The 24,156-nt window shown below is 60.7% G+C and carries 22 protein-coding genes; 5 read left to right on the forward strand and 17 right to left on the reverse strand.

Going from position 1 to position 24,156, the window contains the following annotated elements; genetic code table 11:
* Positions 1-125: 125 nt before the first annotated feature.
* From M2331_RS00555 to M2331_RS00565, 3 genes are read right to left on the reverse strand one after another with little or no spacing between them, the layout of a single operon-like run.
* Positions 126-422: a DUF3325 domain-containing protein gene (locus tag M2331_RS00555; RefSeq protein WP_181558494.1), complete on the reverse strand. Its 297-nt coding sequence runs from the start codon at positions 420-422 to the stop codon at positions 126-128.
* The gene (locus M2331_RS00560; protein ID WP_181558495.1) at positions 415-2,103 is read right to left on the reverse strand and encodes a PepSY-associated TM helix domain-containing protein; all 1,689 of its coding nucleotides are present in this window, start codon (positions 2,101-2,103) and stop codon (positions 415-417) included. The genes M2331_RS00555 and M2331_RS00560 overlap by 8 nt, the downstream gene beginning before the upstream one ends.
* 17 nt (positions 2,104-2,120) lie before the next feature.
* Complete coding sequence (locus tag M2331_RS00565; RefSeq protein ID WP_220128483.1) at positions 2,121-2,456, reverse strand: hypothetical protein; 336 nt, start codon at positions 2,454-2,456, stop codon at positions 2,121-2,123.
* A 379-nt stretch (positions 2,457-2,835) separates the two neighbouring features.
* Between M2331_RS00565 and M2331_RS00570 the strand changes: the two genes are divergently transcribed.
* From M2331_RS00570 to M2331_RS00585, 4 genes are all read left to right on the forward strand, one after another.
* Positions 2,836-4,965, forward strand: coding sequence for a TonB-dependent siderophore receptor (locus tag M2331_RS00570; protein ID WP_181558496.1), 2,130 nt, complete (start codon positions 2,836-2,838; stop codon positions 4,963-4,965).
* A 226-nt stretch (positions 4,966-5,191) separates the two neighbouring features.
* Entirely contained in the window at positions 5,192-5,704 is a 513-nt protein-coding gene (locus M2331_RS00575) for an aldehyde dehydrogenase family protein (RefSeq protein ID WP_264592235.1), read from the forward strand.
* 949 nt (positions 5,705-6,653) lie between these two features.
* Complete coding sequence (locus tag M2331_RS00580; protein WP_181558497.1) at positions 6,654-7,220, forward strand: hypothetical protein; 567 nt, start codon at positions 6,654-6,656, stop codon at positions 7,218-7,220.
* Positions 7,217-7,864 carry a hypothetical protein gene (locus M2331_RS00585; protein WP_181558498.1) on the forward strand — a complete coding sequence of 216 codons (648 nt, stop codon included), beginning with the start codon at positions 7,217-7,219 and terminating at the stop codon, positions 7,862-7,864. The genes M2331_RS00580 and M2331_RS00585 overlap by 4 nt, the downstream gene beginning before the upstream one ends.
* 32 nt (positions 7,865-7,896) lie before the next feature.
* On the opposite strand, the gene M2331_RS00590 is transcribed toward M2331_RS00585, so the two are convergent.
* The 3 genes from M2331_RS00590 to M2331_RS00600 form a co-directional block, all read right to left on the reverse strand.
* Positions 7,897-8,397, reverse strand: a complete 501-nt coding sequence (locus M2331_RS00590; protein WP_181561594.1) for a DUF5681 domain-containing protein — start codon at positions 8,395-8,397, stop codon at positions 7,897-7,899.
* 138 nt (positions 8,398-8,535) lie between these two features.
* Positions 8,536-9,762, reverse strand: coding sequence for a site-specific DNA-methyltransferase (locus M2331_RS00595; protein ID WP_319800995.1), 1,227 nt, complete (start codon positions 9,760-9,762; stop codon positions 8,536-8,538).
* A gap of 157 nt (positions 9,763-9,919) precedes the next feature.
* Positions 9,920-10,366: a hypothetical protein gene (locus tag M2331_RS00600; protein WP_181558499.1), complete on the reverse strand. Its 447-nt coding sequence runs from the start codon at positions 10,364-10,366 to the stop codon at positions 9,920-9,922.
* 854 nt (positions 10,367-11,220) lie between these two features.
* On the opposite strand from M2331_RS00600, the gene M2331_RS00605 reads away from it, so the two are divergent.
* Complete coding sequence (locus M2331_RS00605) at positions 11,221-14,169, forward strand: TonB-dependent receptor domain-containing protein (protein ID WP_264592236.1); 2,949 nt, start codon at positions 11,221-11,223, stop codon at positions 14,167-14,169.
* A gap of 86 nt (positions 14,170-14,255) precedes the next feature.
* Here the strand turns inward: M2331_RS00605 and pcaF are convergent, their stop codons facing one another.
* The 11 genes from pcaF to M2331_RS00660 all read right to left on the reverse strand — a co-directional run bounded on the left by pcaF (position 14,256) and on the right by M2331_RS00660 (position 24,079).
* Positions 14,256-15,464 carry a 3-oxoadipyl-CoA thiolase gene (pcaF, locus tag M2331_RS00610; protein WP_181558500.1) on the reverse strand — a complete coding sequence of 403 codons (1,209 nt, stop codon included), beginning with the start codon at positions 15,462-15,464 and terminating at the stop codon, positions 14,256-14,258.
* Complete coding sequence (locus M2331_RS00615; RefSeq protein WP_181558501.1) at positions 15,461-16,138, reverse strand: 3-oxoacid CoA-transferase subunit B; 678 nt, start codon at positions 16,136-16,138, stop codon at positions 15,461-15,463. Before M2331_RS00615 ends, pcaF begins: the two co-directional genes overlap by 4 nt.
* A 13-nt stretch (positions 16,139-16,151) precedes the next feature.
* Positions 16,152-16,835, reverse strand: a complete 684-nt coding sequence (locus M2331_RS00620) for a 3-oxoacid CoA-transferase subunit A (protein ID WP_181558502.1) — start codon at positions 16,833-16,835, stop codon at positions 16,152-16,154.
* 99 nt (positions 16,836-16,934) lie between these two features.
* Positions 16,935-18,233, reverse strand: coding sequence for an MFS transporter (locus M2331_RS00625; RefSeq protein ID WP_181558503.1), 1,299 nt, complete (start codon positions 18,231-18,233; stop codon positions 16,935-16,937).
* Between the two features lie 406 nt (positions 18,234-18,639).
* Positions 18,640-19,416: a GntR family transcriptional regulator gene (locus tag M2331_RS00630; protein WP_264571863.1), complete on the reverse strand. Its 777-nt coding sequence runs from the start codon at positions 19,414-19,416 to the stop codon at positions 18,640-18,642.
* 12 nt (positions 19,417-19,428) lie between these two features.
* A complete protein-coding gene (locus M2331_RS00635; RefSeq protein ID WP_181558504.1) occupies positions 19,429-20,151 on the reverse strand; it encodes an HpcH/HpaI aldolase family protein in 723 nt (240 codons plus the stop codon).
* Positions 20,148-20,984, reverse strand: a complete 837-nt coding sequence (locus M2331_RS00640; RefSeq protein WP_181558505.1) for a hypothetical protein — start codon at positions 20,982-20,984, stop codon at positions 20,148-20,150. The genes M2331_RS00635 and M2331_RS00640 overlap by 4 nt, the downstream gene beginning before the upstream one ends.
* A gap of 11 nt (positions 20,985-20,995) precedes the next feature.
* Positions 20,996-21,649, reverse strand: a complete 654-nt coding sequence (locus M2331_RS00645; protein ID WP_181558506.1) for a flavin reductase family protein — start codon at positions 21,647-21,649, stop codon at positions 20,996-20,998.
* A 2-nt stretch (positions 21,650-21,651) separates the two neighbouring features.
* Positions 21,652-22,281 (reverse strand): fumarate hydratase C-terminal domain-containing protein, encoded by a 630-nt coding sequence (locus tag M2331_RS00650; protein WP_181558507.1) that lies wholly within the window; start codon positions 22,279-22,281, stop codon positions 21,652-21,654.
* Complete coding sequence (locus M2331_RS00655; RefSeq protein WP_181558508.1) at positions 22,281-23,147, reverse strand: fumarate hydratase; 867 nt, start codon at positions 23,145-23,147, stop codon at positions 22,281-22,283. The genes M2331_RS00650 and M2331_RS00655 overlap by 1 nt, the downstream gene beginning before the upstream one ends.
* Before the next feature lie 56 nt (positions 23,148-23,203).
* Positions 23,204-24,079 carry an amidohydrolase family protein gene (locus tag M2331_RS00660; protein WP_181558509.1) on the reverse strand — a complete coding sequence of 292 codons (876 nt, stop codon included), beginning with the start codon at positions 24,077-24,079 and terminating at the stop codon, positions 23,204-23,206.
* Between the last annotated feature and the right edge of the window lie 77 nt (positions 24,080-24,156).

Raw genomic sequence — 24,156 nt, forward strand, 5'->3', positions numbered from 1 at the left:
CCGCAGCGCTGCGCAGCTACCACTTTAGCAGGGCTAACCGAACGGTTTGATGGCGGTGCTTTGAACGCCCGGCCGGCGCCATCCAATGCCCCGAGGACGACCGGGCTCGAACCCGGCCCCATATCTCATCGACGCTGAGATTGCGCTTTGAGCGTAAGGAAGGCCGCAACGATGGCGGCGGCAACGCCGAGCAGCATCGGCCAGACCAGAAACGCCATCGAGACAGGGTCGGCCATTGCGCAAAACGCAAAGGAAATGCCGAGCAGCAGCACACCAGAAGCTTGGCATAATGCGCGCGCGCCGGCTGACTGCGGGCGTTCGCGGAACAATTGTCGCCAGTGCGTGTCGTTCGCGGCCGCAAAGCCAGCCATGCCGATGATGGCAGCGAGCAGCGCGAGAGTGAGCAGAACGGCGTCAGACATGGGCTGGCTTCCCGATCGCCGATGGCATCCGCGCAAGCCGTTCAGCACGGGCGCTCAGGCGAACTGCCGTGTAGGCAGCGACACCTGCTGTCGCGAGAAGGACGAGGTCGACGCCCGCCACTGGCCAATATCCATTTGCGATCGTCGCGATAAGATGATCGCCGGTCGTCGCCCAGTTAGCAATGGCTGCACCCACAGCCAGCAGAGCCACCAGCCAGCATTGTTCGGCCCATGCTGGCGAGACGCCGATATGGGCCGACGCGCGGGACCGCAGAGCGGCATGGCCCAGCGTCGCGAGCCACGTCAGCCAGAAAATGCCCTCCTGCCAGGCGTCATGCCCCGGCAGGCTTGTGGGGAGCAATCGGTTCGCCACCATCATCGTGCCGGTCGCGATCAGCATGCCGGTCACGCTGGCGACGGCGAAGGCCTCCGCGATGCGCGCACCGGGAGCGCCGGTGGCCGCATGCTTCTTCTTGCGCTTCTCGACGAAGAACAAAAAGCCGGTCGCAATGCAGGCACAGCCTGCCAGACCGCCCGCGAATAACAGCCAGCGCAGCGGCCAGTGGCGGAACTGCTGGAAGTGCAGCCCGTAGAGGAATCCTTCCGTCGTGCGGATGCCGCTCGCTGGCGGATCCTCGTAAAGCAGCGCCCCGGTGCTTCCCTTGAAGTGAAGGGTCTCGCTCGTCGCAACACGATCGACATTGTCACGCGCGATCGAGACATAAGCATCGGCATCGCCATAATGGACGATCACCACCGATCCGACTTCGCCGGGCACACCCTTGGCCGTCCAGCGCGCCTTTGCAGCGTCCATCATCGCATCGACGGATGCGAGTTCACCGGGCCGGCCTGACGGGTCGACGGGCAGTCCGGTTCCGGACGCTTCCACCAGTTCCTGAGCCTTCGCCAGCGGGCGCATGAGGCTCGTGGGAGATGGCAGATACATATAGGCAAAGATGAGCAGGCCCGACAGCGTGATGACGAAGAGGAATGGCAACGCCAGAACGCCCGTCATGTTGTGAAGATCGAGCATCGAGCGCAGTCGCGCCTTTTCCGGGCGGAAGGTGAACAACTCGCGAAAGATCTTGCGATGCATCACCACGCCGGAGACGAGCAATGCCATCATGACCATGCCCGCCAGACCGACAATCCAGTAGCCGATCTCCATCCAGTCAAGGTGGAGCATATAATGCATGGGGAAGAAGAAGCCGGTGCCAAGATTGAGCCGATCCTGAACATCGGCAGGCAGACGTTCGCCTGTCTGTGGATCGACGGCCGCAAAGCCATACACATGGACATGATCCAGGTTGGCGTCGCGCGGCTTGTTGGGCACATCAAAGGCCACGTACATCCGCAAAATGGGATCGCGGTGATTGGTATAAACACCGACATCGCCGACCTTCATCGCATCGGCCGGAGGCAAGGCGCCGATGACCTCTGCGGCCGTGTGCTCGATGCTCTCGGCATCGGGCTTCACCGATGCGATGACGGGCAGCACGGACCGATCAAACGAGGGAAAGGGCGCTGCCTGTGCGCGCGTCTCCGGGACGCTCCACCGGTCGATCTCGCGGTCGAACACGGAAAGCGACCCAAAGAAGAAGACGGCCATCAGTACGAAGCCAACCACAAGGCCGAGCCAAGTGTGCAGATAGGCCATCGATAGCCGGAATGTCTCACGCATCGATTGTTCCTTCCCGCTCAGACTGTCAGACGCGAAAGCGCCCAGGCGGCCGATCCCATTGCTGCACCGCCACCTGCAAGGACGGCCCAGGCCGTTGCTGCGGTGCGCGGCACGAAACCCCACAGCATCGCGCCCAGATAGACTAAGGCTCCAAGCATCCATGCGAGCACCTGTGCCTCCGAAAACGGGAGGCCCAGGCCAAAGCCAATGAACGTCGCCAGCGCAGTGAAACCATAAGCAAACAGATAGCCACCAAGGATTGCGGCTGCGAAACGGTTAGCTGTTCTAACCGCTTGGGCCCATGAGACCGAAGCCTTTGCTCCACCATTTCTCGCCATGACATTAGCACTCACGATCTAAGAATCCTGCTGTTTTGAGCCTCTCCGTCGGAGTAGCCGCGATCCCGCCTGCATCCTATCGCTTAATCGATAATGAGTTGCAATAGTTTGCAATTAGCAGGAACCGTTGGAATTGAGACTGGATGGGAGGTGATACTCCATGGCGGGGGCGCAGCACGCGCTGCACGTTGTCACTGACCGGGTTTTGTCCCGCCAGGGCGGTCATGTTCTGCCAGCAAGTAGGGGATCGTATAAGACGGCCGGTCGCAGGCCTGGTTGTACAGACATCCAATCCCGAAGGAGAGGAGAGAACCATCAGTATCACGCTTCGACATAATGATATTGACTCGCAATATACATAATATTACGGCGCCTGCATCTGTAGGGGGTTCTAATGCCAAAGTTTATTGCGCCAATTTTCTCTCTGTCGCTGGTGCTGGTTTCTGTAATCGCACCGCGCGCGCATGCCGCCGAGGCTGCGGCGCCGGATGAAGAAGCGGCGGAGGACGCGAGAAGAACGATATTCGTTACCGGTCATCGCTCTGACGAAGACCAGACTCGATCGGCCAGCAATGGCGCCTTGGGCGCGAAAACGCTGCTCGACACGCCTTATTCCATAACCCTTGTCGATCAGTCGGATATCGCCCGCCGTCAGGTCACGAGGATCGGGCAAGTCTTCCAGAACGATCCGTCGGTTTATTCCTCTGCGCCATCGGGAGCGGTCAACTGGTGGGGGACGCAAATCAGAGGATTAGGCGTTCGTAACTATTATATCGATGATGTTCCCCTCCTGCTCTACTGGGGCGGGGACTTTCCGCTGGAACCGATCGAAAGCGTCTCCGCGCTCAAGGGCCTCACCGGCTTCATGTACGGCATCGGCGCGCCAGGTGGCGTCATCGCCTATCGCACCAAGCGCCCTACGGCCGAAGCGATGCTGACCACGGAAGTCGGCTACCGCACCAATAGTGTCTTTTACGCAAAAGCCGATGCGGGTGGGCGGCTTACACAAGACGGCCGCCTTGGCTATCGCGTCAATCTGGCCGGAGAAAAGGGCGCGGCCTACAATAAGGCAGGGGTCAATCGCTTTGTCGCATCTCTGGCGCTCGATTATGCGTTCAGCCCCGATCTCAAATGGTACGCCAGCGCCACCTATGAAGACAGCAATCTAGAGCACGAGCCATTCCAGTTTTACTGGGACGAGTATGTCGGGAACAAGCTCCCCCGGCCTACCTACGATTATGATAACTTGAATGTCGCCAACAGCTTCTACAAGGCGCGGACACTTGCGACGGCTACGGGTCTTGATTGGTCTTTCGCTCCCGGCTGGTCTGCGCGACTGACCTATGGATATACGAGCAAGCGGCATCATTCGAACAAGATGTTCGTGTACATGCAGAACGCGGACGGTGACTATAACGGCTACGCCTATAACTTCGCCGAGCTGGACAGGAATCACTTTGCCCAGTTTCTCGCGCAGGGCGATATTACGACAGGATCGATCCGCCACGAGATCGTCGCTGGGGCATCCTATCTCGCGACCGACAGCCTGTTCGGGTTCAACGACCGAAATTATTACTGGGGCAATGACTTCAACGGATCGGTCTACCAGGATCAGCCGTTTCTGGTAACGCGCGCTTTGTACTTTGATACCGAGGGTTGGCCTACGAAGGACCGTCAGCGCGGTCTGTTTCTCAGTGACACTGTGCATTTCGGCGAGCAGGTGCAGGCTGTAATCGGCGCGCGCTATACCCGGTACAAGCTGCTTGATGTGGATGGAAATCCGTCAGTGGATTCATCCTATCGCACGTCTGCAGTGACCCCCACTTTCGCGCTCATCTATAAGCCAGCACCTTATGTGTCGATCTACGGCAGCTACGCCGAGGCGATGGAGCCGGGCAGTCGTGTCGGCGGCGAATACGCCAACGCCGGCGAGGTGCTGAAACCAACCCGCAGCCGCCAATATGAGCTCGGCGCGAAATATGAGCATGAAGGTCTGAGCATGTCGCTCGCAGGCTTCCGCATCGAACGGGCTGCCACCATCGACCAGATCCTTGACGGTGCTCGCCGCCTGACACAGGACGGCCTGACGCTCTACAAGGGCATTGAAGCTGTCGCGAACTATCGGTTCATGCCAAACCTTAAGCTGGGTCTCGGCGTTCTTCGGCTCGATCCGTCCATCCGCGATGTATCGGCGGGAAATGAAACGCTGCTGGGCAATGCACCCGGCGGCGCGTCCAAATGGCAGGTAACTGGCAACGCGCAATATGATGTCCCCGGGGTTCCAGGCCTCAGCTTGCACGGCAATGTGCGGTACATTGGCAAGGCTCCGACAAACGACGCTAACAGTCTCGTCATTCCGTCTTACACTGTGGCCAATGCTGGGTTTCAGTATGAGACGCTGGTCGGTCGCCGCAAGGTGACGTTCCTGGGCAACGTCAACAACCTGTTCAATGAAAAATACTGGACCCAGACCAACATCGGCGAAGGCATCAATGGTGCGTTTGGCGTGCGGATTGGTTGGTGATGTTGACGATCGATCGCCAACATGACCGCATCCGACCATCCGAAGCGGATCCCTAAAATCGGCCGTCTATTACTTGGACCGCTGGGGCTTACGACCTTTAGAGCCGCCTACCCACAGATAGCGCTGGAGATCATTGGCTCAGTGGCCCTCGTTAATATGGGAAACAGGGAGGCGGATTTAGCGCTCCCCGTTGTTGTCAATGGCGGCTCACTGCCGAACGCGTTGTATGCCTCGAGGCAGTCGTGATCCTGCCACCACCATGTCGGCGCTCATCCATCCCGTGCATGTCGAGCGGGTCATGGGGTTTATCGAGCGCGCGCAGGCCGCGGGAGACAAGATCGTGCGCGGCGGCACGCTTTGGAAAGACGGGGGCAACTGGGTGGAGCCCACCCTCATCATGCCGCGCAGCAACGACAGCGAAGTCGTGCAGAACGAGGTGTTTGGCCCTGTTCTCACGGTCCAGACCTTCCGGGATGAGGCAGAAGGCGTCGCGCTCGCCAATTCCACCGCTTATGGCCTTTCGGGCATGGTCTACACCGGCAATCGCGAGCGGGCCGAGCGGGTCGGCCGCGCGGTGCGCGGCGGCACGGTGTGGGTGAACACATTCCTGGTCCGCGATCTGACCGCGCCCTTTGGCGGCGTCGGCATCTCGGGCATCGGACGGGAAGGCGGCGACTACGCGCTCGATTTCCATTCAGACCTCAAGACTTTGCAGATACTTGAAGGCAGCGTAGTATAGCTTCTCGCCTCCATCCGCGCGCATTTCGTATGAATACAAGGACTTGACTGGCACCATCAGCGGAATTGTCGTGATCAATCAACCCGTCCGATAATGCGCGGGATATGGGTCTCGGCGCCGGCCCGGTGCGATCAGGTCTCATTGCCCTCCTTACGCTCTGACACGGCCCGAGATTTGAGGGCTCACAGGGCCAAAAATGCGCGCGCCTTTTACGCCTGATCGTCGTTGGCGGCTGGATCTATCATTCGCACCATTTGACTCTAACCGAGGAAAAATGTCCGCTCCAGATTAAAGCTGACCTTCCTCGCTGGGGCAACGAACGACGGCTTCGTCCCAAATACATTGCTGCGCGTCGACCCTGCGAGGCATTGGGGGACGCTTTTGACGACCTCGTGAGGGTTTTAAAACGACTGCTATGGCGGAGAATTGCTGAGCGTCGAACTTATTCTCACAAACGGATATTCGTCGACGAATCTGGTCTCTGGCGCACTATCTGACCATGATCCGCTAGGTTTCGGGCGAAGGTCTATAGCCGAACGACATTGTAGCGAGCGACCGACCGTCCCATCAACAATGATCGTGGGCGGCGAACTGGCATTTAGAGCGGTGCTACGCGGTCGTAAGGATTTCGCCGGATCGAACGCCTTCGCAGGGCGTCGAAATCAATTTGCACACATTCCACTTGATCCCTGTCGCCCCGCGAGCAATGTGGCGTTGCTCCTCGTGAAAGCCGGGGAGCGGGGCTTAGTAACCCCAATGGTAGCCAACTCGGTCGAGATTATCGGCCGGGTGGCATGCGCGTATGTCCAGCCGGAAACGGTAAAGGCGCATGCGCCTGCGGGCTACCTCAGGTTACTAACATCCGGCTTTGGCCGTCGCCCCGAGTGGACATAGGCGCGACGAGGAAGCCCAGGCCAGACCGTCGCTGCTTCATGGGAGTAAGAGCGACGTGACCTGCCAACCTGATATCGAACCGCCCCATCACAATGCACAGCTATCGCTGGATTCAACGCTGATCGAGAAAGCGCTGGAGTATCAGCTGATCGGGGAACTTATCGCCAAACTGCTGGCGCGCGGGCAACGCTGCGAAGTGCTGAATGCCATCTGCGATCGCGATGGCTATGATGTGGTGATCGAGGCAGCCGGGATCGTGCGGCATATCCAGCTTAAGTCGCGGGTGCAGGGTGGCAAGAACAGCAAGTTCGACATCGCGACAAGGCTGGCTGACAAGCCCTCTGGTTGCGCGATCCTGATCAGTTGGGACCGCGACACGATCCGGCCGACAGGCTTTCGGTACCTGGGATGCGCGCCGGGCCAACCACTCGATGAGCTTGGCGACAAGGCCACAACCCACAGCCGTTATAATAGGCAGCGTGCAAGAGGCTTACGCCCCGCCTATCGCAGCGTTCTAATTGGCCGGTTCGACAAGACGGTGACGCTCGACATCCTGGTCGACCAATTGTTTGGACCAGCGCCTGTACCTGACTCTGTCGATGGCCTGGAGGCTATTGCATGACCCGCGCTGGCGTCCTCGCACTGAGCCTGGCCCTGCTTGCAACGCCGACACTCGCCAAGGACAAAGCTCCAAAAACATGGCAGGCGACGCGCACGACGGATCCGATCACGGGCGCAACAAGCTGCGTGGTCTCCGCCCTCGATTATGTCGGTAAGCTTCGCTACTCGCGCACTGGCTATCTTTACCCCGTGATCGAGATGAGCAGCAGGCATGGTCTGCTCGTCGGCGTGAGCAGCGGCGGACGCTATCGCTTGCCCACCGGAACGATCGTCTGGCGCGTGGATGACCAACCGTTTCGGGAACTCAAGGCTGAGGATAATCCGCAAGGCGCATCAGTCTCTGCCGCCCCGACAGCCAATGATGCTGCGACCAAAGCGATGGCAGATGCCATGGCGTTGTCGAACAAGATGGTCATGTCCGCGACTGCAACCAGCACGCTTGCCAGCGGCGAGGTCGCAAAAGCGATGCTGAGCGAACTGCGCGCCGGTCAGGGTCTTATTTTTCGTGCGGCGGCAATCTCAAGCCCCTATGGTCTGCCCGATCCGAACATGATGCGGGTGGGCCAGTTTCAAAAGGATGGCCTCAAGCCCCTCCCTGTCGATGCCTCACTCGCCATTGCGTTGGCAGAGTGCGGCATCGACTGAAGGGACCTGTATAATCTCAATGCAGTCACCTGCTACGTGGCCGGCATCTCAGACGCTGGATCGACCGGATTATTTTCCACGTAGATCGCGATAGCACGTTGCAGCATATCAAGCGGTACGTCGCCAAGGGTATAAGACTCCTTTTCCGTCCCGCCGCGAAACTGCGCTTGCGTCACAAACGCGTTAATTTCGCGCAAATAATCTGGCGTCCGCGCGATATGCAGCGCGGCACCACCTTTGTAACGCCTCTGCACAGGATATAGTTTGGAGAGATAGATTACCTGTTTAAGAGCTGCGAGGTCCCCTTTCATCGCTTTCATCATCAATGTTCTTAGAACCACCTCGATCGTAGAGAACACGGTTCCGTTTATCTCTACGGGCTTGGACCAGACTTCTGCCACCACTTCAGCAATATTGGCTTTCATCTGCCGTTGCGGTTTAGGCTTGCGCCCCGCGGGGTTTCCTGACTGCCCCTTTTTGAAGCGGGTTTCGGTTGGCGGCTTCTTGTAGCCGACCTCATATTCATCGGACATCTGCGATTTTACCTCCTCATCCATTCATTACATGGGAGGTCGGGCTATGCCTGGTGAGAAAGGAAGTCAGTCACAGAGTGTCCACAGGAATTTCGGGATTGCGGCGCCTGTTTTACGAGGCGGCACAATCTTTCCGCATCAAAGGTCGATTTCGCCAACGGCCTTTTCAATGGCATCAAAGGTCAGTTCGCTGCCGGCCAGAACAGCCTGCTTTTGCGTATGCTTTTGCCACCGTCGTACGGCGACATCGACATAGAGCGGATCCATTTCTACAGCGCGCGCGGCTCGCCCTGTTTCTTCGGCGGCCATAATCGTCGTGCCAGAGCCAGAGAAAGCATCAAGCACAATGCCGCCCCGTCGCGAGCAGTCCAGCATCGCATCAGCCACCATAGCCACTGGCTTGACGGTCGGATGCATTGCCAGTTCTTCGGTGCGCTGAGCGTGCATCGAGTTCACACCAGCATAGTCCCAAACGTTGGTACGATAACGGCCGTGCTGTCCAAGCTCAAAATTGTTGATATGCGCTGTGCTACCTTTCTTGAAGACGAAGATCAGTTCGTGTTTTGAGCGATAAAAGCTCCCCATGCCGCCATTATCCTTGTTCCACACCACAAGGTTTTTAAGGCTTGCATAAGCTTCCTCACCGGCAGCGAGCATCTCCGCCATATGGCGCCAGTCCATGCAGTGGTAATGGATTGATCCGTCGCTGCTATGCCTTGCCAGATTGATCATAACGCGGGTGAGAAAGTCTGTGAATTCCCGCTGGCTCATCTCGCCCGACGCCATCACAAATTCTTTATGCTTCACCTTGCCGAGCCCGCCGATATGCCCGTTAACCGGCACATTATAGGGTGCGTCAGTAAAGACCATTTGCGCCATTTCGTCCTGCATCAGCGCAACGAAGGTTTCGGGCTTTGTTGAGTCCCCGCAGATCAGGCGGTGCCGGCCAAGCTGCCACGTGTCTCCTGGACGCGTGACGAGCGGTTTGCTGTCTTCGTCTCCCTGCGCTGGCGTCTCCACGATATCGACGGGACCAACACCATTCATCAACGCTTCAAGCTCGGCTGCCTCAAAGCCTATGACGCTCAGATCCATGTCGGGCACCAGCTGCGTCAAATCGGCCAGTTCGAGACCCAGGAGTTCACGATCCCAACCGGCCGTTTCCGCCAGACGATTGTCTGCAATGATATAAGCGCGTCGATCTGCGTCGCTCAGCCCTTCGAGCAACAGCACCGGCACATGGGTCATACCCAGGGTCTTGGCTGCCTGCACGCGACCATGGCCGGCAATGATCCGATCGGCCTCATCGATCAGCACCGGGTTCGTGAACCCAAATGTCTCGATACTGCGCGCGATCTGAGCGATCTACTTCTTTGAGTGCGTGCGGGCGTTGCGCTTATGCGGCCGCAATAGCGCGATCTCGCGCTGGACAAGATCCCGCCGACTGACGGGACCAGGCTGTGCATTCATAGAACCTCCTGCGTTTTAGGAAGCTCCCAAATGTCACAGCCTGTAGGGCAAATTACATCACAGAGTGGCGGCGAAGTTTGTGGGAGGAAAGCAGATTTGCAAGCCGTCGGCCGTTCGTCACTTTGAAGATGCGCGCCGTATTCTCGTAAGCTTCTTCCATTACCGAAAGATCGCCAAGCTTGCGCTTATAGCCTGAAGCCAGCCGATCCTCACGAATGTCGTCCGCTTCCAGATCCACATAGGCGTTAAAAATGTGCAGCATAGCGAGGCTGTAACCTTCTTTCGGGCCGGGCTTCTCTTTGAACGTCCCATCAAGCACCGCGCCTAGCATATCGTGCAAGAGACCGTCCCAAGCCATGCCCTTATTAGCTTTGTAGACCGTGATAAGTTCGGCTCGGCGGACATGCTCGCCATTCTTGAGCTTGCGTTCAAGATAGCCGGGGCTTTCAGGATCAAACTGATGCCAGGGGCTGCCGATATGAAAGCGGGGGCTTTCCATATGCTTCTCCAGATTGAGGTTGGCAAAACCAGAAGGCTGGCACGCCGTCTTTGATCACTATGGCAGCACCCCATTAGAAAAACATTAACCGTAAAATTTGATCGCTGCTGACCTGTGCAAATTCTCTGCAGAGGGAGGCAGAGTTCCCTGCTTTTGCAGTTAGGGAAATCGTCCCGTAAATTGCTGTATCGCCTGCAGAAATTCATCAGATCCACGCTGTTATTCGAGCCACAATGCGGAAATTCCCTGTTTTTCGCGTTGAACAGGGAATTTCAGGGATTTGCCCAGCCGAGACTGGTTCGTTCGCGACTGCGCCCCGCACCATTCCCAGTCAAAGATGAGCATTTAGGCCTTCTTTGAGGCGGCGGCGGAAATCGCTGCCGTTTCGATGGCAGCGTGTGCGCCATGCCCGATGACGTGGGATTCGCTACTCTCGCCGACGATCACTTCATTGACCAATATGCGCACATGGCTTCATCGAAGCGGTGAATTACTGCCGCAGACGGGCCGCTTTGAGCGCTCGACCATGTGGAACGTCATGAGGTTGCCACGGTTGAGCTGGCACTCCACGAGAGTGCGCGTTCTGACAAGGCCGCGATAGGTGGCGCTACCGACGCGGCTGCACAGGCCTTGATCCGAACGGCTCAGTTGCTTGCCTAAAAAGGCATACGGACCCAATTGCCGATAGTTGGTTTGCCAAGACCCAATCTCCATCCTAGGATTTACCGGAAAAGTTACCGGTAATGTAATCGGGCGATGGGGAGAGATAGACGGTGCGGCACAACATATCGCGGAATCACTTGATGGCATCTGTTGGGGCGGTCGCCCTGGGATGCATTTGCTCAGCAGCACCTGTGCATGCGCAAGATGGGGAGAGGGCCGGGTCCCCTGAAGCGCGGGCCGCCGCAGAGCAGGAGTCGATCGTTGTCACCGGATCGCGCATCCGCACCAGCGGTTTCAACTCCCCTCAGCCGCTTACCGTGATCGGCGCCGAGCAGATCAGAAACCTCGTGCAGACCAACTCGCAGGATGTTCTCAACAGCATCCCTCAGATCACCAGTGCCATTTCGGACACCAACCCGGGCAATGCGTCTGGCGCGGAGGTGGGGTCGGCGACGGCGAACCTCCGTGGCCTGAACCCTTTTTACGGAACCCGCACGCTCACGCTGGTGAACACCCGCCGCTTCGTGCCGACCGGGGACGGCGGGGCCGTTGACCTCAACCTCATTCCCAGCGCCCTGATTGCGCGGGTGGAGACCGTGACGGGTGGGGCCTCGGCCGCCTATGGCTCGGATGCTGTCGCGGGGGTCGTGAACATCATCCTCGACACCAAGATGACGGGCCTTCGCGCACAGGTTGATTCCGGCCTCACCTTTCGTGGCGACGGGCGCAAGATCCATGGGTCGCTGGCCTATGGCACGTCTTTCGCAGGGGATCGCGGCCACATCATCGTCGGGGTTGAGTATCAGGATCAGGACGAGATCGAGAGCTGTTTCAACGCCCGTCGCTGGTGTCAGGCCGGCTGGGATATCTTCGAGAACGCGAACAATATCCTGCCCAACGGCCAACCGTCGGGATACAATGTTCCGGGCTCGCCGGGCTTCGGGCTGCCCAACTATGTTTTGGGCCGGGATTCGGCACTGGCGTTCAACACACCTTATGGCGTCGTGCGCAATCGCGCGCCCGCCCCGCTCGCGGCACGCAACTATCGGTTCACAGCGGATGGCAGGGGAATCGTGCCCTTCGATCAGGGCGAGTTCGTCAACAACAGCACCATCGGCCAGGTCCAGGGCAGCGATGGCATTTCGAACTATGACGATGCCAGCCTTCAGGCCGGGCTGGAGCGCATTGTCGCTTATACGGCTGCGGAATTTGCCCTCAGCGATAGCCTGACGCTTTCCGGAGAGTTCAACTATGGCAAGCGGATCGCCCGGGCCGCCACGCTGACGGCAGGTCCGCGATCCACCTTCTTCGTAAAAGCCACCAACCCCTATGTTCCGCCGGAGCTTGCCGCTCTGCTGGGCGGTGCCTCATTCAGTTTCGGCAAGGATCTTGACGGTCAGATCCCGTCCTACAGCCGCGCGGAGGTGGAAGTGTACCGGGGCGTGATTGCCCTCTCAGCCGATCTCGGCGGCAGCTGGAAATGGGACGCCTATTACCAATATGGGCACAATGAGCGTAATCAGATGCGCAATCGCTCGCGCGTCAACACGCCCTTCACCTTCGCTCTCGATGCCGTTCGCGCGCCGGCCGGCAATGTGCTGGGGGTGGCTCCTGGCACGATCGTATGCGCAGAGCTGTTGAAACCGAACCCCAACCCCATTGCGGTCGGTTGCTCTCCGGCAAACTTCTTCGGCCTCGACAATCTAACGCAAGCCGCGATCGATTATGTCTATCGGCCGGTGTTCGAAGACTTCGTCTATGATCAGCACGTCCTGGCCGCGAGCATCACCGGCGATCTGTTTGGCGGCATCGGCGCGGGGCCGATCGGCTTTGCGGCGGGCGGCGAGTACCGGACGGAAAGCGGCAATGTCACCCATGGCGACATTCCCAACTATCTTGATTACGCCTTCACCTTCGGCCTCGATTACGGCGGAAGCATCAAGGTTCTTGAAGGCTTTACGGAACTCAACGCGCCTTTGCTGGCCGGGCTGCCAGGAGCCGAGCGGCTCGATCTGAACGGCGCAATCCGGTACACGCGCAACAGCGCCAAGAACCGCATCACCGACGAAGCGAAATCGACGACCGCCACCAGCTGGAAGCTCAGCGCCATTTACGAGCCAGTGAGGGGCGTGCGGTTTCGTGGATCGCGGTCCCGCGATATCCGCGCTGCGGGCTTCCGGGAGCTGTTCCTGCAGCAGGTGCCGACCGATCCTGGCACCTCGCAGGGCACCGTCCGCAATCCCAATGGTCCTGGCGGCAACGCCAATGATGCCACGCCGATCCTGAGCGGCGGCAGCTTCCAGCTAGGCGCCGAGAAGGCCGATACGACGACGGCCGGGATCGTGCTGCAACCTGCCTTCGTCCCGGGTCTGCGCTTTTCGGCGGACTGGTTCGAGATCAAGCTCAAGGATGCGGTCACCACGCTGTCGGGCCAGTCGATTGTCGACCTGTGCGATCAGTTCGACACCTTCTGCGACCGCATAACATTCAATGGCGGCAATCTGGCCGACATCAGCTTCATCGATGCCCGTCAGGTCAATCTGGGCCTGATCACGTATCGCGGTCTTGATTTCGAGCTGGAGTACAATCTTCCGCTGTCCGACGTAGCAAGCAATTGGGACGGCGCGCTGACCCTGCGGGTACTTGCGGCGCATCAATATGATCTCAAGGTCCAACCCGACCCCAATGTCCGTGCCCTCGATTATGCCGGCATGACCGGGCCTCTTGTGGGCCGGGCCGACTTCAATCCGGCGCCGGCGTGGCGGTGGAATGCATCGGTCACTTACAATCAGGGTGGCTTCACGAGTGTCTTGCAGGTGCGGCGGATCGGCTCCGGCATTGGCGACGTGACCAAGATCGGTCCTGAGGATGAGGGTTATGACCCTTCTCTCCCCAACAGCATCAGCGTCAACCGTTTCGACGGTGCGACCTATGTGGATCTGGCGATGACCTATCGCATCCCCTTCGGCTCGGGCGATCAGAACTTCGAGATTTTCGGAAAGATCGAAAATCTGTTCGATAAATCTCCGCCGATTGCGGTTGCTACCGGCGGGAGCGGCGGCTCGCCTTACCCCACGAACCCGGTGTTCTTCGACACGCTGGGCGCTCGCTTCCAGACCGGTGTTCGGGTGAGATACTGAGGCTGAGGGAGGGCCGGTCTCCGGCCCTCCCGTTCAAGGCCGGCGCCTAGCGTGGGTTGTTTCGTGTAAGTTCTGAAACCGCCTGTTCAGACGCGCTCCACCGCCAGCGCCAGGCCCATGCCTACGCCCACGCAAAGGGTGGCGAGCCCGCGTTTGCCACCGGTCTCTTCCAATTGACGTACCAATGTCAGCGCGAGGCGCGCGCCCGACATGCCGAGTGGATGCCCCAACGCGATGGCGCCGCCATGCGCATTGACGTGCGCCGCATCGTCCTCCAGCCCGAGCAACCGGAGGACGGCCAGGCTCTGGCTGGCAAAAGCTTCGTTCAGCTCGATCGCGTCGAAGTCGCGGATGGTGAGATCGAGACGCTGCATTAGCTTTTGTGTGGCCGGCACCGGGCCGATTCCCATCATCCCGGGCTCTACGCCTGCCGCCGCCGCGCCGAGGATGCGCGCACGCGGCGTCAGCCCGAAGGTCTTCGCAGCCTGCTCGGTCGCGATGATCATCGCCGCCGCGCCATCATTGATGCCGGACGCATTGCCGGCGGTGACGGTGCCCTCGGCACCGAACAAGGGCTTGAGCCGCGAGAGCGTTTCAAGGGAGGTCGTGGGGCGCGGGTGCTCGTCGAAGGACATGAGATCCGTCTCTCCACGCACCTTCCCCGGCACCGCGACAGGCAGAATTTCCCCATCGTGAAAGCCGCTGCTCTTGGCAGCCGCAGCGCGCTGCTGGCTGCGGAGCGCAAATTCATCCTGATCCGCGCGGCTGATCTGGTATGCCGATGCGACATTCTCGGCCGTTCGCGGCATCGTCTCCGTGCCATAGGCGGCATCGAGCGCTGGATTAATGAAGCGCCAGCCCATTGTGGTATCCATCAACTGCTGATCGCGGTCGAAAGCGCCTGTGGCCTTGCCTATGACGAGCGGCGCGCGGCTCATGCTCTCCACACCGCCGGCCAGCGCAAGCTGCATCTCGCCTGTGCCGATCGCGCGCGCGGCCGCGCTGACGGCCTCCAGGCCCGAAGCGCACAAGCGGTTATGGGTGACGCCCGGCACCGTCACAGGAAGCCCGGCAAGCAAGAGGCTCATCCGCGCGACATTGCGATTGTCCTCGCCCGCCTGATTGGCGCATCCGTAGAACACCTCCTCGATCGCGGCTGGGTCGAGTTGCGGATTGCGTTCGAGCAGCGCCTTGATAGGCAGCGCGCCCAAATCGTCCGCCCTTATGCCGGAGAGGCTCCCGCCATAGCGCCCGATCGGTGTCCGGATGGCATCGCAGATGAAGGCCTCTTTCATGCCTCTTGCCCCGAGCCGGAGAGGCCTTGCGCTCCGGCCGTGAGTTCCAAGGGGACCCCGGTGAGCGCACGGAGGTCATCAAGGCCGAGGCCATCCACCATGTCGATGACGCGGGCGCCTGCCTGCCCGACCTCGAAGGTGGCAAGATCGGTGTAAACGCGGGACACGCAGGCCAGCCCTGTCAGCGGATAGCTGCACTCGGCTACCAGCTTGCTTTTCCCTTGGCGGGTCAGCAGGTCCATCATTACAAAGGTCTGCCGGGCGCCGATTGCCAGATCCATCGCGCCTCCGACAGCCGGGATCGCGCCTTCCTCGCCGGTATGCCAGTTGGCGAGATCGCCGGTCACGGATACCTGATAGGCGCCCATCACGCATATATCGATATGTCCGCCCCTCATCATCGCGAAGCTGTCCGCATGGTGAAAATAGGCGCCGCCGGGTAGCAGGGTGACCGGCTGCTTGCCTGCGTTGATCAGTTCCCAATCCTCCTCGCCCGGCGCTGGCGCAGGCCCCATGGCGAGCAGTCCATTTTCGCTCTGGAGGAAAATGTCGCGGTCTGCTGGCAGATAGTCCGCGATCTTGGTTGGCAGTCCGATGCCGAGATTGACGTAGGCGCCCTCCGGGATGTCCTGCGCCACGCGCTGGGCAAGCTGATTGCGGTCGCGTCGGTTCATGGCAGGCTTCTCCTCATGCGGCGGCCACGTTCCGGCGATCGACCTGCACCACCCGCTGGACAAAGATGCCGGGCGTCACGATCGCTTCAGGATCGAGGGCGCCCAGCGGGACGATTTCGGACAGCTGAGCGATGCATGTTCTGGACGCCATCGCCATGATCGGGCCGAAGTTGCGGGCCGTCTTGCTGTAGACGAGATTGCCCCAGCGGTCGCCGCGATGCGCCCTGATCAGCGCGAAGTCCGCCGAGATCGGATATTCCAGCACATAATCTCGTTCGCCGATGCGGCGGGTTTCCTTGCCTTCTGCGAGTTGCGTGCCAAAGCCGGTGGGCGTGAAGATGGCGCCAAGGCCCGCACCGGCGGCCTGTATCCGTGCCGCGAGATTGCCTTGCGGCACGAGTTCGAGCTCGATCTCTCCCGCCCGATAGCGCGCGTCGAAATGGTGGGAATCGACCTGGCGCGGGAAGGAGCAGATGATCTTTGCGACGCATCCGGCCCGGATCAATGCCGCGAGGCCGGTTTCGCCATTGCCCGCATTGTTGCTGATGATGGTGAGGTTGCCCACGCCCCGCGCAATCAGCGCGTCGACGAGTTCGTCCGGCATGCCAGCGGTTCCGAACCCGCCGATCATCACCGAGGCGCCATCAGGGATATCCGCTGTCGCCTCGATCAGGGATGCAAAGGTCTTGTCGATCATGATGTTAAATCCAGGAGGCCAAAACCGAACGGATCACGCGGGGCAGGGCAGGGGGCGAACGCCGATCCGCCCAAGGTGCCCATGTCCCGCCGCCATCGGCTAACCGGAGCGGGTTTGCTCCGTCTCAAACCGGGAGGCGACGAAGATCAGAAAGCCGCCAACGGCCGCCGAGCACGCCACGATTCCCATCGAATAGCGCAACGCGTGGACGCCAAGATCGGCGAAGATCGTATCGTTCATCAGGCCGATGCTGGTCGGCCCGATGAGATCGGCCAGGAAATTGCTGGCGAGAAGCGCGAAGGCCAACCCTGTCGCGCGCAGACCGGCCCCGGATACGTCCATGCAGATGGCGACCGTCGAGGCTTGCGACCCCATGATCAGCATTCCGGTGAGCAGATAGGCGGGCATCCACACCCAATAGTCGTCGGCCATCAGATAGGTCATTTCGGCGGGCGCCCCCAGCATCAGCATGATCCCCGGCACCCAGAAGCGCCAGCGATGGTCCCGCCGGGCAAGTCGGTCGGTGACCCATGCGCCGACCAGTGCGCCGATCAGCAAGGCCGGGCCGCGCGAAATTCCCGAAAGCACGCCAATTTCCGTGGGAGACAGTTCCCGAACGCGAACGAGGAAGGCCGGCGCCCATACACTGTTGGCCTGCAACGTCACGCCAGCCAGCGCGAACCCGGTAATCACAAGCAGGAAAGCCGGCGAGCGGCGCCACTGAGCCCAGGCCGCTTTCAGGCTGACAGGCGCAATGGCCTTGCCCTGGGCGTCCTTCTCGCGCTCCGGCTCGCGCACGGTGAAGATGGCCAACGGCACGAGGATGATCGCCGGCAAAGCCAGAACGTAGAAAGACGCACGCCAGCCGTAGCGATCCGTCACGTAGCCGAGGCTGCTCATCATCACGAGAACGATGATCGCGCCGAAAATCCGCAGGCTCGCAAGGGCCATCCGGCGGTTTTGCGGCGGCACCAGATCGTTAACCATTGCGCTGGAGGGCGCGTTACCCGATGCCTCGCCGATCCCCAGCAGCATGCGCGTGAACAGCAGGCCGACAAAGCTGGTGACCATTCCCATCAAGCCGATGATGAGGCTGTAAAAGCCGAAACCGATGGCGATGATGTCGCGACGGCTGTAGCGATCGGCCAGACGCGCCAGGGGCACGCCGGCGACGGCATTCAGCAGGAAGAAGCCGATGCCCGCGGCCAGGCTCATCTGGGTATCGGTCGCACCGAGCTCGAGTTTGATCGGCTCCAGATTGAGTGCCAGCAAGCCGCGATCGACCATGTTAAAGCCGCTGAAAATCCCCAGGATCGTCAGTGCCCAGAGCTGCTGACTGGAGAATTTGGTGGCGGCTGGCTTGAGAGCGCCACCGGCAAGGCCCGGCCGAGCATCCATAATCAATCCTTCCGAGCAGCGCCGCGCCGAGACCGGACCTCGGCGGGTTCAAGTATGCCGTTGCGGTTGGTATCCTGGGCATCGAAAGCGCCAGCCTTTCGACCGCCGGATGCCCATTCCGCCCGCGAAAGCTGGCCGTTCCCGTCGCTATCCAGCGTCGCGAGGGCGCCCAGCCGGGCCGATGGCGGTAATGGCTTGAGCGTGAAGAGCCCGAAGGCGCCGACGCATGACGATGTCACTGCGCAACCTATGCCGATCAACTGTGGCCAGTTCATTGCATCCCTCCGGCTCGACAGCGCGCCCTCATCAGCGCACGCTGCCCCTCACATAAAACCTATATATCCAGATTAACGGCCTAGTAAAGCGGAGATTGGGAGGAAATGGCCACGAAATGACCGTTTCAAGCCTATTTGGACTTGATGTTGAGGCGAACGACGTCCCCTCGATAGGTGTTCCGCGCAAACAGAACGAGAATGCCGTCGGCATCGACCACATAGCGCTCGATCTGCGCGACAGGGGCGTTGAGTGGGATCTGGAGAGAGACCGACGCGTCGAGATCCGCTACGCCGATGGTCATGATCTGCTCCACATCGGCAATGGCGAGGCCATCGATGTCGGCGACCAGCTTCAACGCCGTCTTGCTTGTGAACGCCGCGCGCGGAATCTTGTTCGCCCAGCGCTCGGAAATGAAGACCTCGGCGATCATATAGGGCTGGTCATCGCGCCAATGCCGACGGCTGAGCTTGCGATAGGCCCCGTCGGCAACGCCAAACTCGATCGTTCCAGCGATGCCGACCTTGCGCTCCTCGCCGATCAGTTCGATCTGTGCGCCTTCGCGCGCCTGGAGCAGGCCGAGGAAGTTGGTCTCCAACTGGCACCAGATCTGATCGCGCGGTGCGCCGGTGACGAACGTGCCTTTGGCGCGGTATCGGCGGATCAGACCTTCCTCGGCCAACATGCCCAGGGCCTGCCGGACGGTCTCCCGCGCCACATCATAGGACAGGGCCAGCTCAACGACGGTCGGTATCTGGCTGCCGACTTCCCACACGCCCGTCTCGATATGGCGGCGGAAGACGGCCGCGAGTTGATGATAGCGCGCGATGCCCCGGCTGCCGAGATCGGCGGCTCCTGCGGGCCGGCCACCGGGGCCTTTCGGATTGGACCGGGTTGAATGCGTGCTCACAGCCTGTCTCCGTTACAAAGAGTCCGCCATTAGCTGCCGGGCTGCCTTCCGTAAAAGGCTTTGATCGCTCCCCATGATATACCAATTGGCACCCATGTCCGAGAAGTAACGGCGCTCCGCCTCACTGGAGACGACGACGCCCTTGATCTTTTCGCTGTCTGCCACGGCCTGAAAAATCGAGGTCACGATCGCTTCGACAGCAGGGGAGGAGGCGTCGCTTTCGCCCAAGGCGACGGCCAGGTCCGCCCGACCGATTACGATCCCGTCGACGCCCTCAAGCTCCAGAATCGCTTTCGCCTCAAGTGCCGCGTCCGGATGTTCGATTTGCACCAGAACAAGGACATCGTCCGCGGCATCGATGACGTCACGCATCGAGCCCGAACCGTAATTTGCGTGGCGCGGCGCGCTCGAATAGCCTCTTTTGCCGCCCTTATAGCGGGCGCTCGCGACCACGGCGCGTGCCATCTCCACCGACGCGACATGGGGAACCATGATCCCGGCGGCCCCAAGATCCAGAGCGCCGCAGATCGAGCTGCTCTGAGCGTCGGCAACCCGCACCAATAAGGGCAACTGCGCCGCGCGTCCTGCCAGCATCATGAGATCGAGCATGCCCCGGTCGAAAGGGCCATGCTCCGCATCGATCACCGCGAAATCCGGCTTCTCCAGCGCCAGGATCTCGACAATCTGGGGCGCCGGAGTCTTGATGAACAGCCCGCGAGGCGCTTCCCGGCTCATGCCGCAGGCTCCGCCTCGGCATGATATTCGTGCGCGTTGAACACCCAGCCCTTCGCAATGAAGTCGACGCGAGGGGGCGCGAACACGTCGACCAGCACATGCTTGCCATCCCCCACGCCCTCCGTGGTGTGGATGATCTCGGGCGGAATGACGACCACGCTGGAAGGGCCGGCAGGCAGATGCTGATCCTCCTGCCAGAGCCGCGCATCGCGGCCCCAAGGGGTCCGCAGATGGTGGGTGAACTGGCCTTCGATGGCCAGGCTTGCCTGCTCCAGATCGGCATGGGCATGGGGGCTTAGCGCGCTATTGTCCCGCAGCCCGTCATATTCGACCCAGTTGATGCTCATGGTTTCGCTTTGAAGGAAACGCAGCCTGCCATTGTCGGGCGGAATGGTCACATCCTCGATCCGGTGAATGCGGACATCCCCCCCATGCGCGATGCGCTCATAAGCCTTGCCCACGGGACGCACCCGCGCGTCATGCGAAGCATAGGCGTCGGCATTGCGGGGCATCGCCATGTCGGCCTGCTCACGATGGGTCGCGAGAAGATAGAAGGCCGCGGGCCGGTCCAACGCGAAGGCATAGGCGCCGGCCGGGATGATGACCACGCTATGGCCGGGCAGCGCCATGGCCCGATCTCCGCTCAGCGTTCCCCCGGCATGCGGAAGAAGCAGGATGATCTCCCGCTCCGAAGCGAAGCGATGCGATGAGGCGGGCCCGCTTTGGACCCGCTCGATGGAGAAATTCTGCGCTCTGGCAGCGGTGCGGCCAAGCTCATCGGCAGGAGCGGGCATCAGGTCCACGAGCATTGGCGTTCGCACTGGCTTGTTCATGTGTTCGGCCCTCAATAGGTTGCTTCGTTGGCGCGCTTGAACTTGCGCGCCAGTTCGAAGCTCTCCTGCGTCACCGCATATTCGGCGCCGCCCAGTCGCGACACCGGACGGGCGGCGAGCGTGTCGAAATGCCCGTCTTCGTGCAGATAGCCGGGCGCAATATGCATCCCCACCACCTCGCCGAACGTGACATTCGTCTCCGGGCCCAGATCGCCGCCGCCGAACGAGATCACCTTGATGACCCGGCATTCCAGGCTGCAGGGCGAGGCGGCAACGCGGGGCGCGGCGACGACCCGGCAGGGCGCTTTTTCGATCCCGAAATGCTCGAATTCGTCGACGCCGTAAGGCACCGGCGAGGAGGTATCGTTCATCGCTTCGAGCTGACTGGCAGCAACGAGATTGAAGACGAATTCGCCGGTTTTCCTAACGTTCGCCAACGTGTCCTTGGCCGGCCGATCCTCCGGCGTGTTGCAGGAGAACATGAGGATGGGCGGCAGGTTCGAGACGATATTGAAATAGGAGAAGGGCGCCAGATTGGACTTGCCGTGCTCGTCGACCGTGCTCAGCCAGCCGATGGGCCTGGGGGCCACGATGGCATTGAAGATACCGCGTTTGAACGACGCGCTGTCCTTCGGATCGAAAAAGAGGGGCTGAACATTGGCCATGATTATTCCGATCTTTCGGCTGCTACGCGACGCTGTTTGAGCGTCTGCATGATTGCGGGCAGGCGACTGCGCGCCTGATCTTCAAGAGACTGGTAAATGGAGCGGCCCCGGGCATCGATGCCGACGGTGAGAGGGCCGAGATTTTCGACTCTCATCTTGCTTAGCCTGAAATGCGATGGAAAATCCCGCCATTCGACGGCGAGAACCTCCTTGATCGCTTCGGACAGGATCGGGCTCCCGCCGCCAAGCAGCGACAGGTAGACGCAGCCTGTTTCTGCCATGACCTTGGCGACGTCCGCGCCCAGGCCGCCCTTGCCGCCAACGATGCGCAGGTCCAGATCCCGGATAAGCTGCGGCATATAGGCATCGAAGCGGCGGCTGGTCGTGGGATTGACGTACTGCACATCATAACCGCCGTCGGGCCGCGCCTCGATCATGTGCGGGAGATGGATGAAAACACCTTCAAACGTCAGCGGCAGCGGCAAGTCGCGATCGAGACAGTCGATCATCCGCTTGTGGGCCGGCAGGCCGCCGGTGACGACGATATCGCCGCTCAAATAGACCAGATCGCCAACATCGAGCGCGGCCACCGCTTCCCGGGAAGGCGGGCATGTGATCGAGACGACCGCCATCAGAACAGTCGTTCCACGCGGCCATCGCTATGGAGCCGCGCCTTCGCCCGCCGGTTGATCCAGCAATTGAAGCAGACCGCGACCGGCGTGTAGCCATGACCGAAAGCATAATCGATGTGGACGGCAAGCGCCGTGGTGCTGCCGCCAACCCCCATCGGGCCGAAACCCGTTGCGTTGGCCGCCTCAGTCAGCCGCTCTTCCATGGCCGCGAGTGTCGGATCGGGGTTGAGAGAGCCGATCTCACGATAGGTCGCGCGATTGGCGAGCTTGGCCGTCAGGTCGAAATTTCCGCCAATTCCCACGCCAACAACGACGGGGGGGCAATGCTGAGACCCCGCTTCGATGATGGCATCCAGCACGCAGGCTTCTATGTCTTCCAGCGAAGGCGAGATCAACGTGCGCAAGGATGCCCAGCGTCCCGACCCGAGCGCCTTGGGTACGCAGGTGATGTCGATATAATCGGCATTGCCGAGCAGATCGACGGTAATGGCGGGCATGTCCTTGCCCGGCCCGCCGCGCTCGTTCGTGAGGGGATTATTGACGTGTTTGAGAAGGGGCGGTGAAATGGTCTCGACAAGATGGTCAAAGCCGCGGGTAATGGCGGCCTTGAGGTCGCCCTGCCACTGTGCCGCCCCGCCGATTTCGACGAAATAGGTCGGCACGCCGCTGTCCGAGCAGACGAATGTGTCTCTCGCCTCTGCGAGACGCGCACTTCGCACCATGAGATCGAGCGTTGCCCTGGCGCTCTCCTGCGCTTCATTTTCCCGTGCTACTTCCAGCGCCTGGATCGTATCCGGCGGAACCCTCCGCAATGCAGCTGAGTAGAGGGATTCCGATATCTCCTGCACCAGATCCTCGGTAATCATGACAAGAGAATACCCATATAACTAGGTTTTAGTTCTAGGAGTCGGGATTGGCACGGTCAAGGCATTTTCATCCCGAGAAGGGCGGCAGGATTGTCTGAAAGGCAGCGACGGAAAGCCTCTTCTCCCACCCAGGACCGGAGCTGATTGAGCAGGGCTGACGGGTCGGGCACCTGAGCGGTCCGTACAAAGGGCCAGTCCGATCCCCAGATCACCCGGTGGGGTGCCGCGTCTACAAGTGCGGATACGACCGGCTGCATGTCGCTATAGTCGCCCGGCAGTGCCGACCGCCGAAAATAGGTCAGCTTGACCCAGGCCATGCCGGTGATGAGGGCATCGAGGAGCCGGTCGAAGCGATAGGTGCCCGGACGGTCGTCCGGGGAGAGACCGGCCAGGTGATCGAACACCAACGGCATATCGCTCCCAGCGTCGCCAAGCGCCAGATCAGCGCATTGCTCCAAACTTCCCCACACATGGGCGTGAAGCCCGAGAGCGCGCATGTCGCTGCACAGATCCTCAAGTTGATCAAAGCCTTGCGTCCCCGGATAGGGGCCGCCGTCCGGCCCCGGCACGCCGACAAAACGAAGGGCGACGACGCCTGCGCTTCTTAATGCTGCCAGCCTATCTCGATCGATCGTCGCGCTGACAGAGCCGACTCCCAGCAGCCGGCCCTGGCCGTGGCGCAAAGCATCCAGCAGGGCGCTATGATCGTCGCCATAGAGGGAGGGCTGGATGAGAAGCGCGTGATCGAACCCCAGCCGGTCGAGCGTCGCAAGATGCAGGTCGCGGTCGGCGGACGGAGGCTCGTAAGCGCCGCCTGCTGCGAGCGGAAAGTGCGGACGCGGCCCGAAAACATGGGTGTGGAAATCCCAGGCGCTGGCCGGCAGGATGTGCGGAGGACGACCGTCGCCGGACATTCCGGAGTTGCTGGTCATGCTTCTGCCTCCTGACGTGCTTTCACCGTCGGACGACGGCCGGGGCTAGCGCTATTGACCTATTTCTTTAGGTCATG

The sequence above is a fragment of the Sphingobium sp. B10D7B genome, from assembly GCF_025961955.1.
Classification (GTDB): domain Bacteria; phylum Pseudomonadota; class Alphaproteobacteria; order Sphingomonadales; family Sphingomonadaceae; genus Sphingobium.

What these genes read in the sequence shown, in the direction of transcription:
- M2331_RS00620 (WP_181558502.1), bottom strand. Translation starts at nt 16,835, where the DNA reads ATGATCGACAAGACCTTTGCATCCCTGATCGAGGCGACAGCGGATATC.
- M2331_RS00645 (WP_181558506.1), bottom strand. Translation starts at nt 21,649, where the DNA reads ATGGCCAATGTTCAGCCCCTCTTTTTCGATCCGAAGGACAGCGCGTCG.
- M2331_RS00590 (WP_181561594.1), bottom strand. Translation starts at nt 8,397, where the DNA reads ATGTCCGATGAATATGAGGTCGGCTACAAGAAGCCGCCAACCGAAACC.
- M2331_RS00625 (WP_181558503.1), bottom strand. Translation starts at nt 18,233, where the DNA reads ATGGATGCTCGGCCGGGCCTTGCCGGTGGCGCTCTCAAGCCAGCCGCC.
- M2331_RS00615 (WP_181558501.1), bottom strand. Translation starts at nt 16,138, where the DNA reads ATGAACCGACGCGACCGCAATCAGCTTGCCCAGCGCGTGGCGCAGGAC.
- M2331_RS00640 (WP_181558505.1), bottom strand. Translation starts at nt 20,984, where the DNA reads ATGAACAAGCCAGTGCGAACGCCAATGCTCGTGGACCTGATGCCCGCT.
- M2331_RS00575 (WP_264592235.1), top strand. Translation starts at nt 5,192, where the DNA reads ATGCCTCGAGGCAGTCGTGATCCTGCCACCACCATGTCGGCGCTCATC.
- M2331_RS00555 (WP_181558494.1), bottom strand. Translation starts at nt 422, where the DNA reads ATGTCTGACGCCGTTCTGCTCACTCTCGCGCTGCTCGCTGCCATCATC.
- M2331_RS00655 (WP_181558508.1), bottom strand. Translation starts at nt 23,147, where the DNA reads ATGATTACCGAGGATCTGGTGCAGGAGATATCGGAATCCCTCTACTCA.
- M2331_RS00635 (WP_181558504.1), bottom strand. Translation starts at nt 20,151, where the DNA reads ATGAGCCGGGAAGCGCCTCGCGGGCTGTTCATCAAGACTCCGGCGCCC.
- M2331_RS00650 (WP_181558507.1), bottom strand. Translation starts at nt 22,281, where the DNA reads ATGGCGGTCGTCTCGATCACATGCCCGCCTTCCCGGGAAGCGGTGGCC.
- M2331_RS00560 (WP_181558495.1), bottom strand. Translation starts at nt 2,103, where the DNA reads ATGCGTGAGACATTCCGGCTATCGATGGCCTATCTGCACACTTGGCTC.
- M2331_RS00600 (WP_181558499.1), bottom strand. Translation starts at nt 10,366, where the DNA reads ATGGAAAGCCCCCGCTTTCATATCGGCAGCCCCTGGCATCAGTTTGAT.
- M2331_RS00570 (WP_181558496.1), top strand. Translation starts at nt 2,836, where the DNA reads ATGCCAAAGTTTATTGCGCCAATTTTCTCTCTGTCGCTGGTGCTGGTT.
- M2331_RS00585 (WP_181558498.1), top strand. Translation starts at nt 7,217, where the DNA reads ATGACCCGCGCTGGCGTCCTCGCACTGAGCCTGGCCCTGCTTGCAACG.
- pcaF (WP_181558500.1), bottom strand. Translation starts at nt 15,464, where the DNA reads ATGAAAGAGGCCTTCATCTGCGATGCCATCCGGACACCGATCGGGCGC.
- M2331_RS00660 (WP_181558509.1), bottom strand. Translation starts at nt 24,079, where the DNA reads ATGACCAGCAACTCCGGAATGTCCGGCGACGGTCGTCCTCCGCACATC.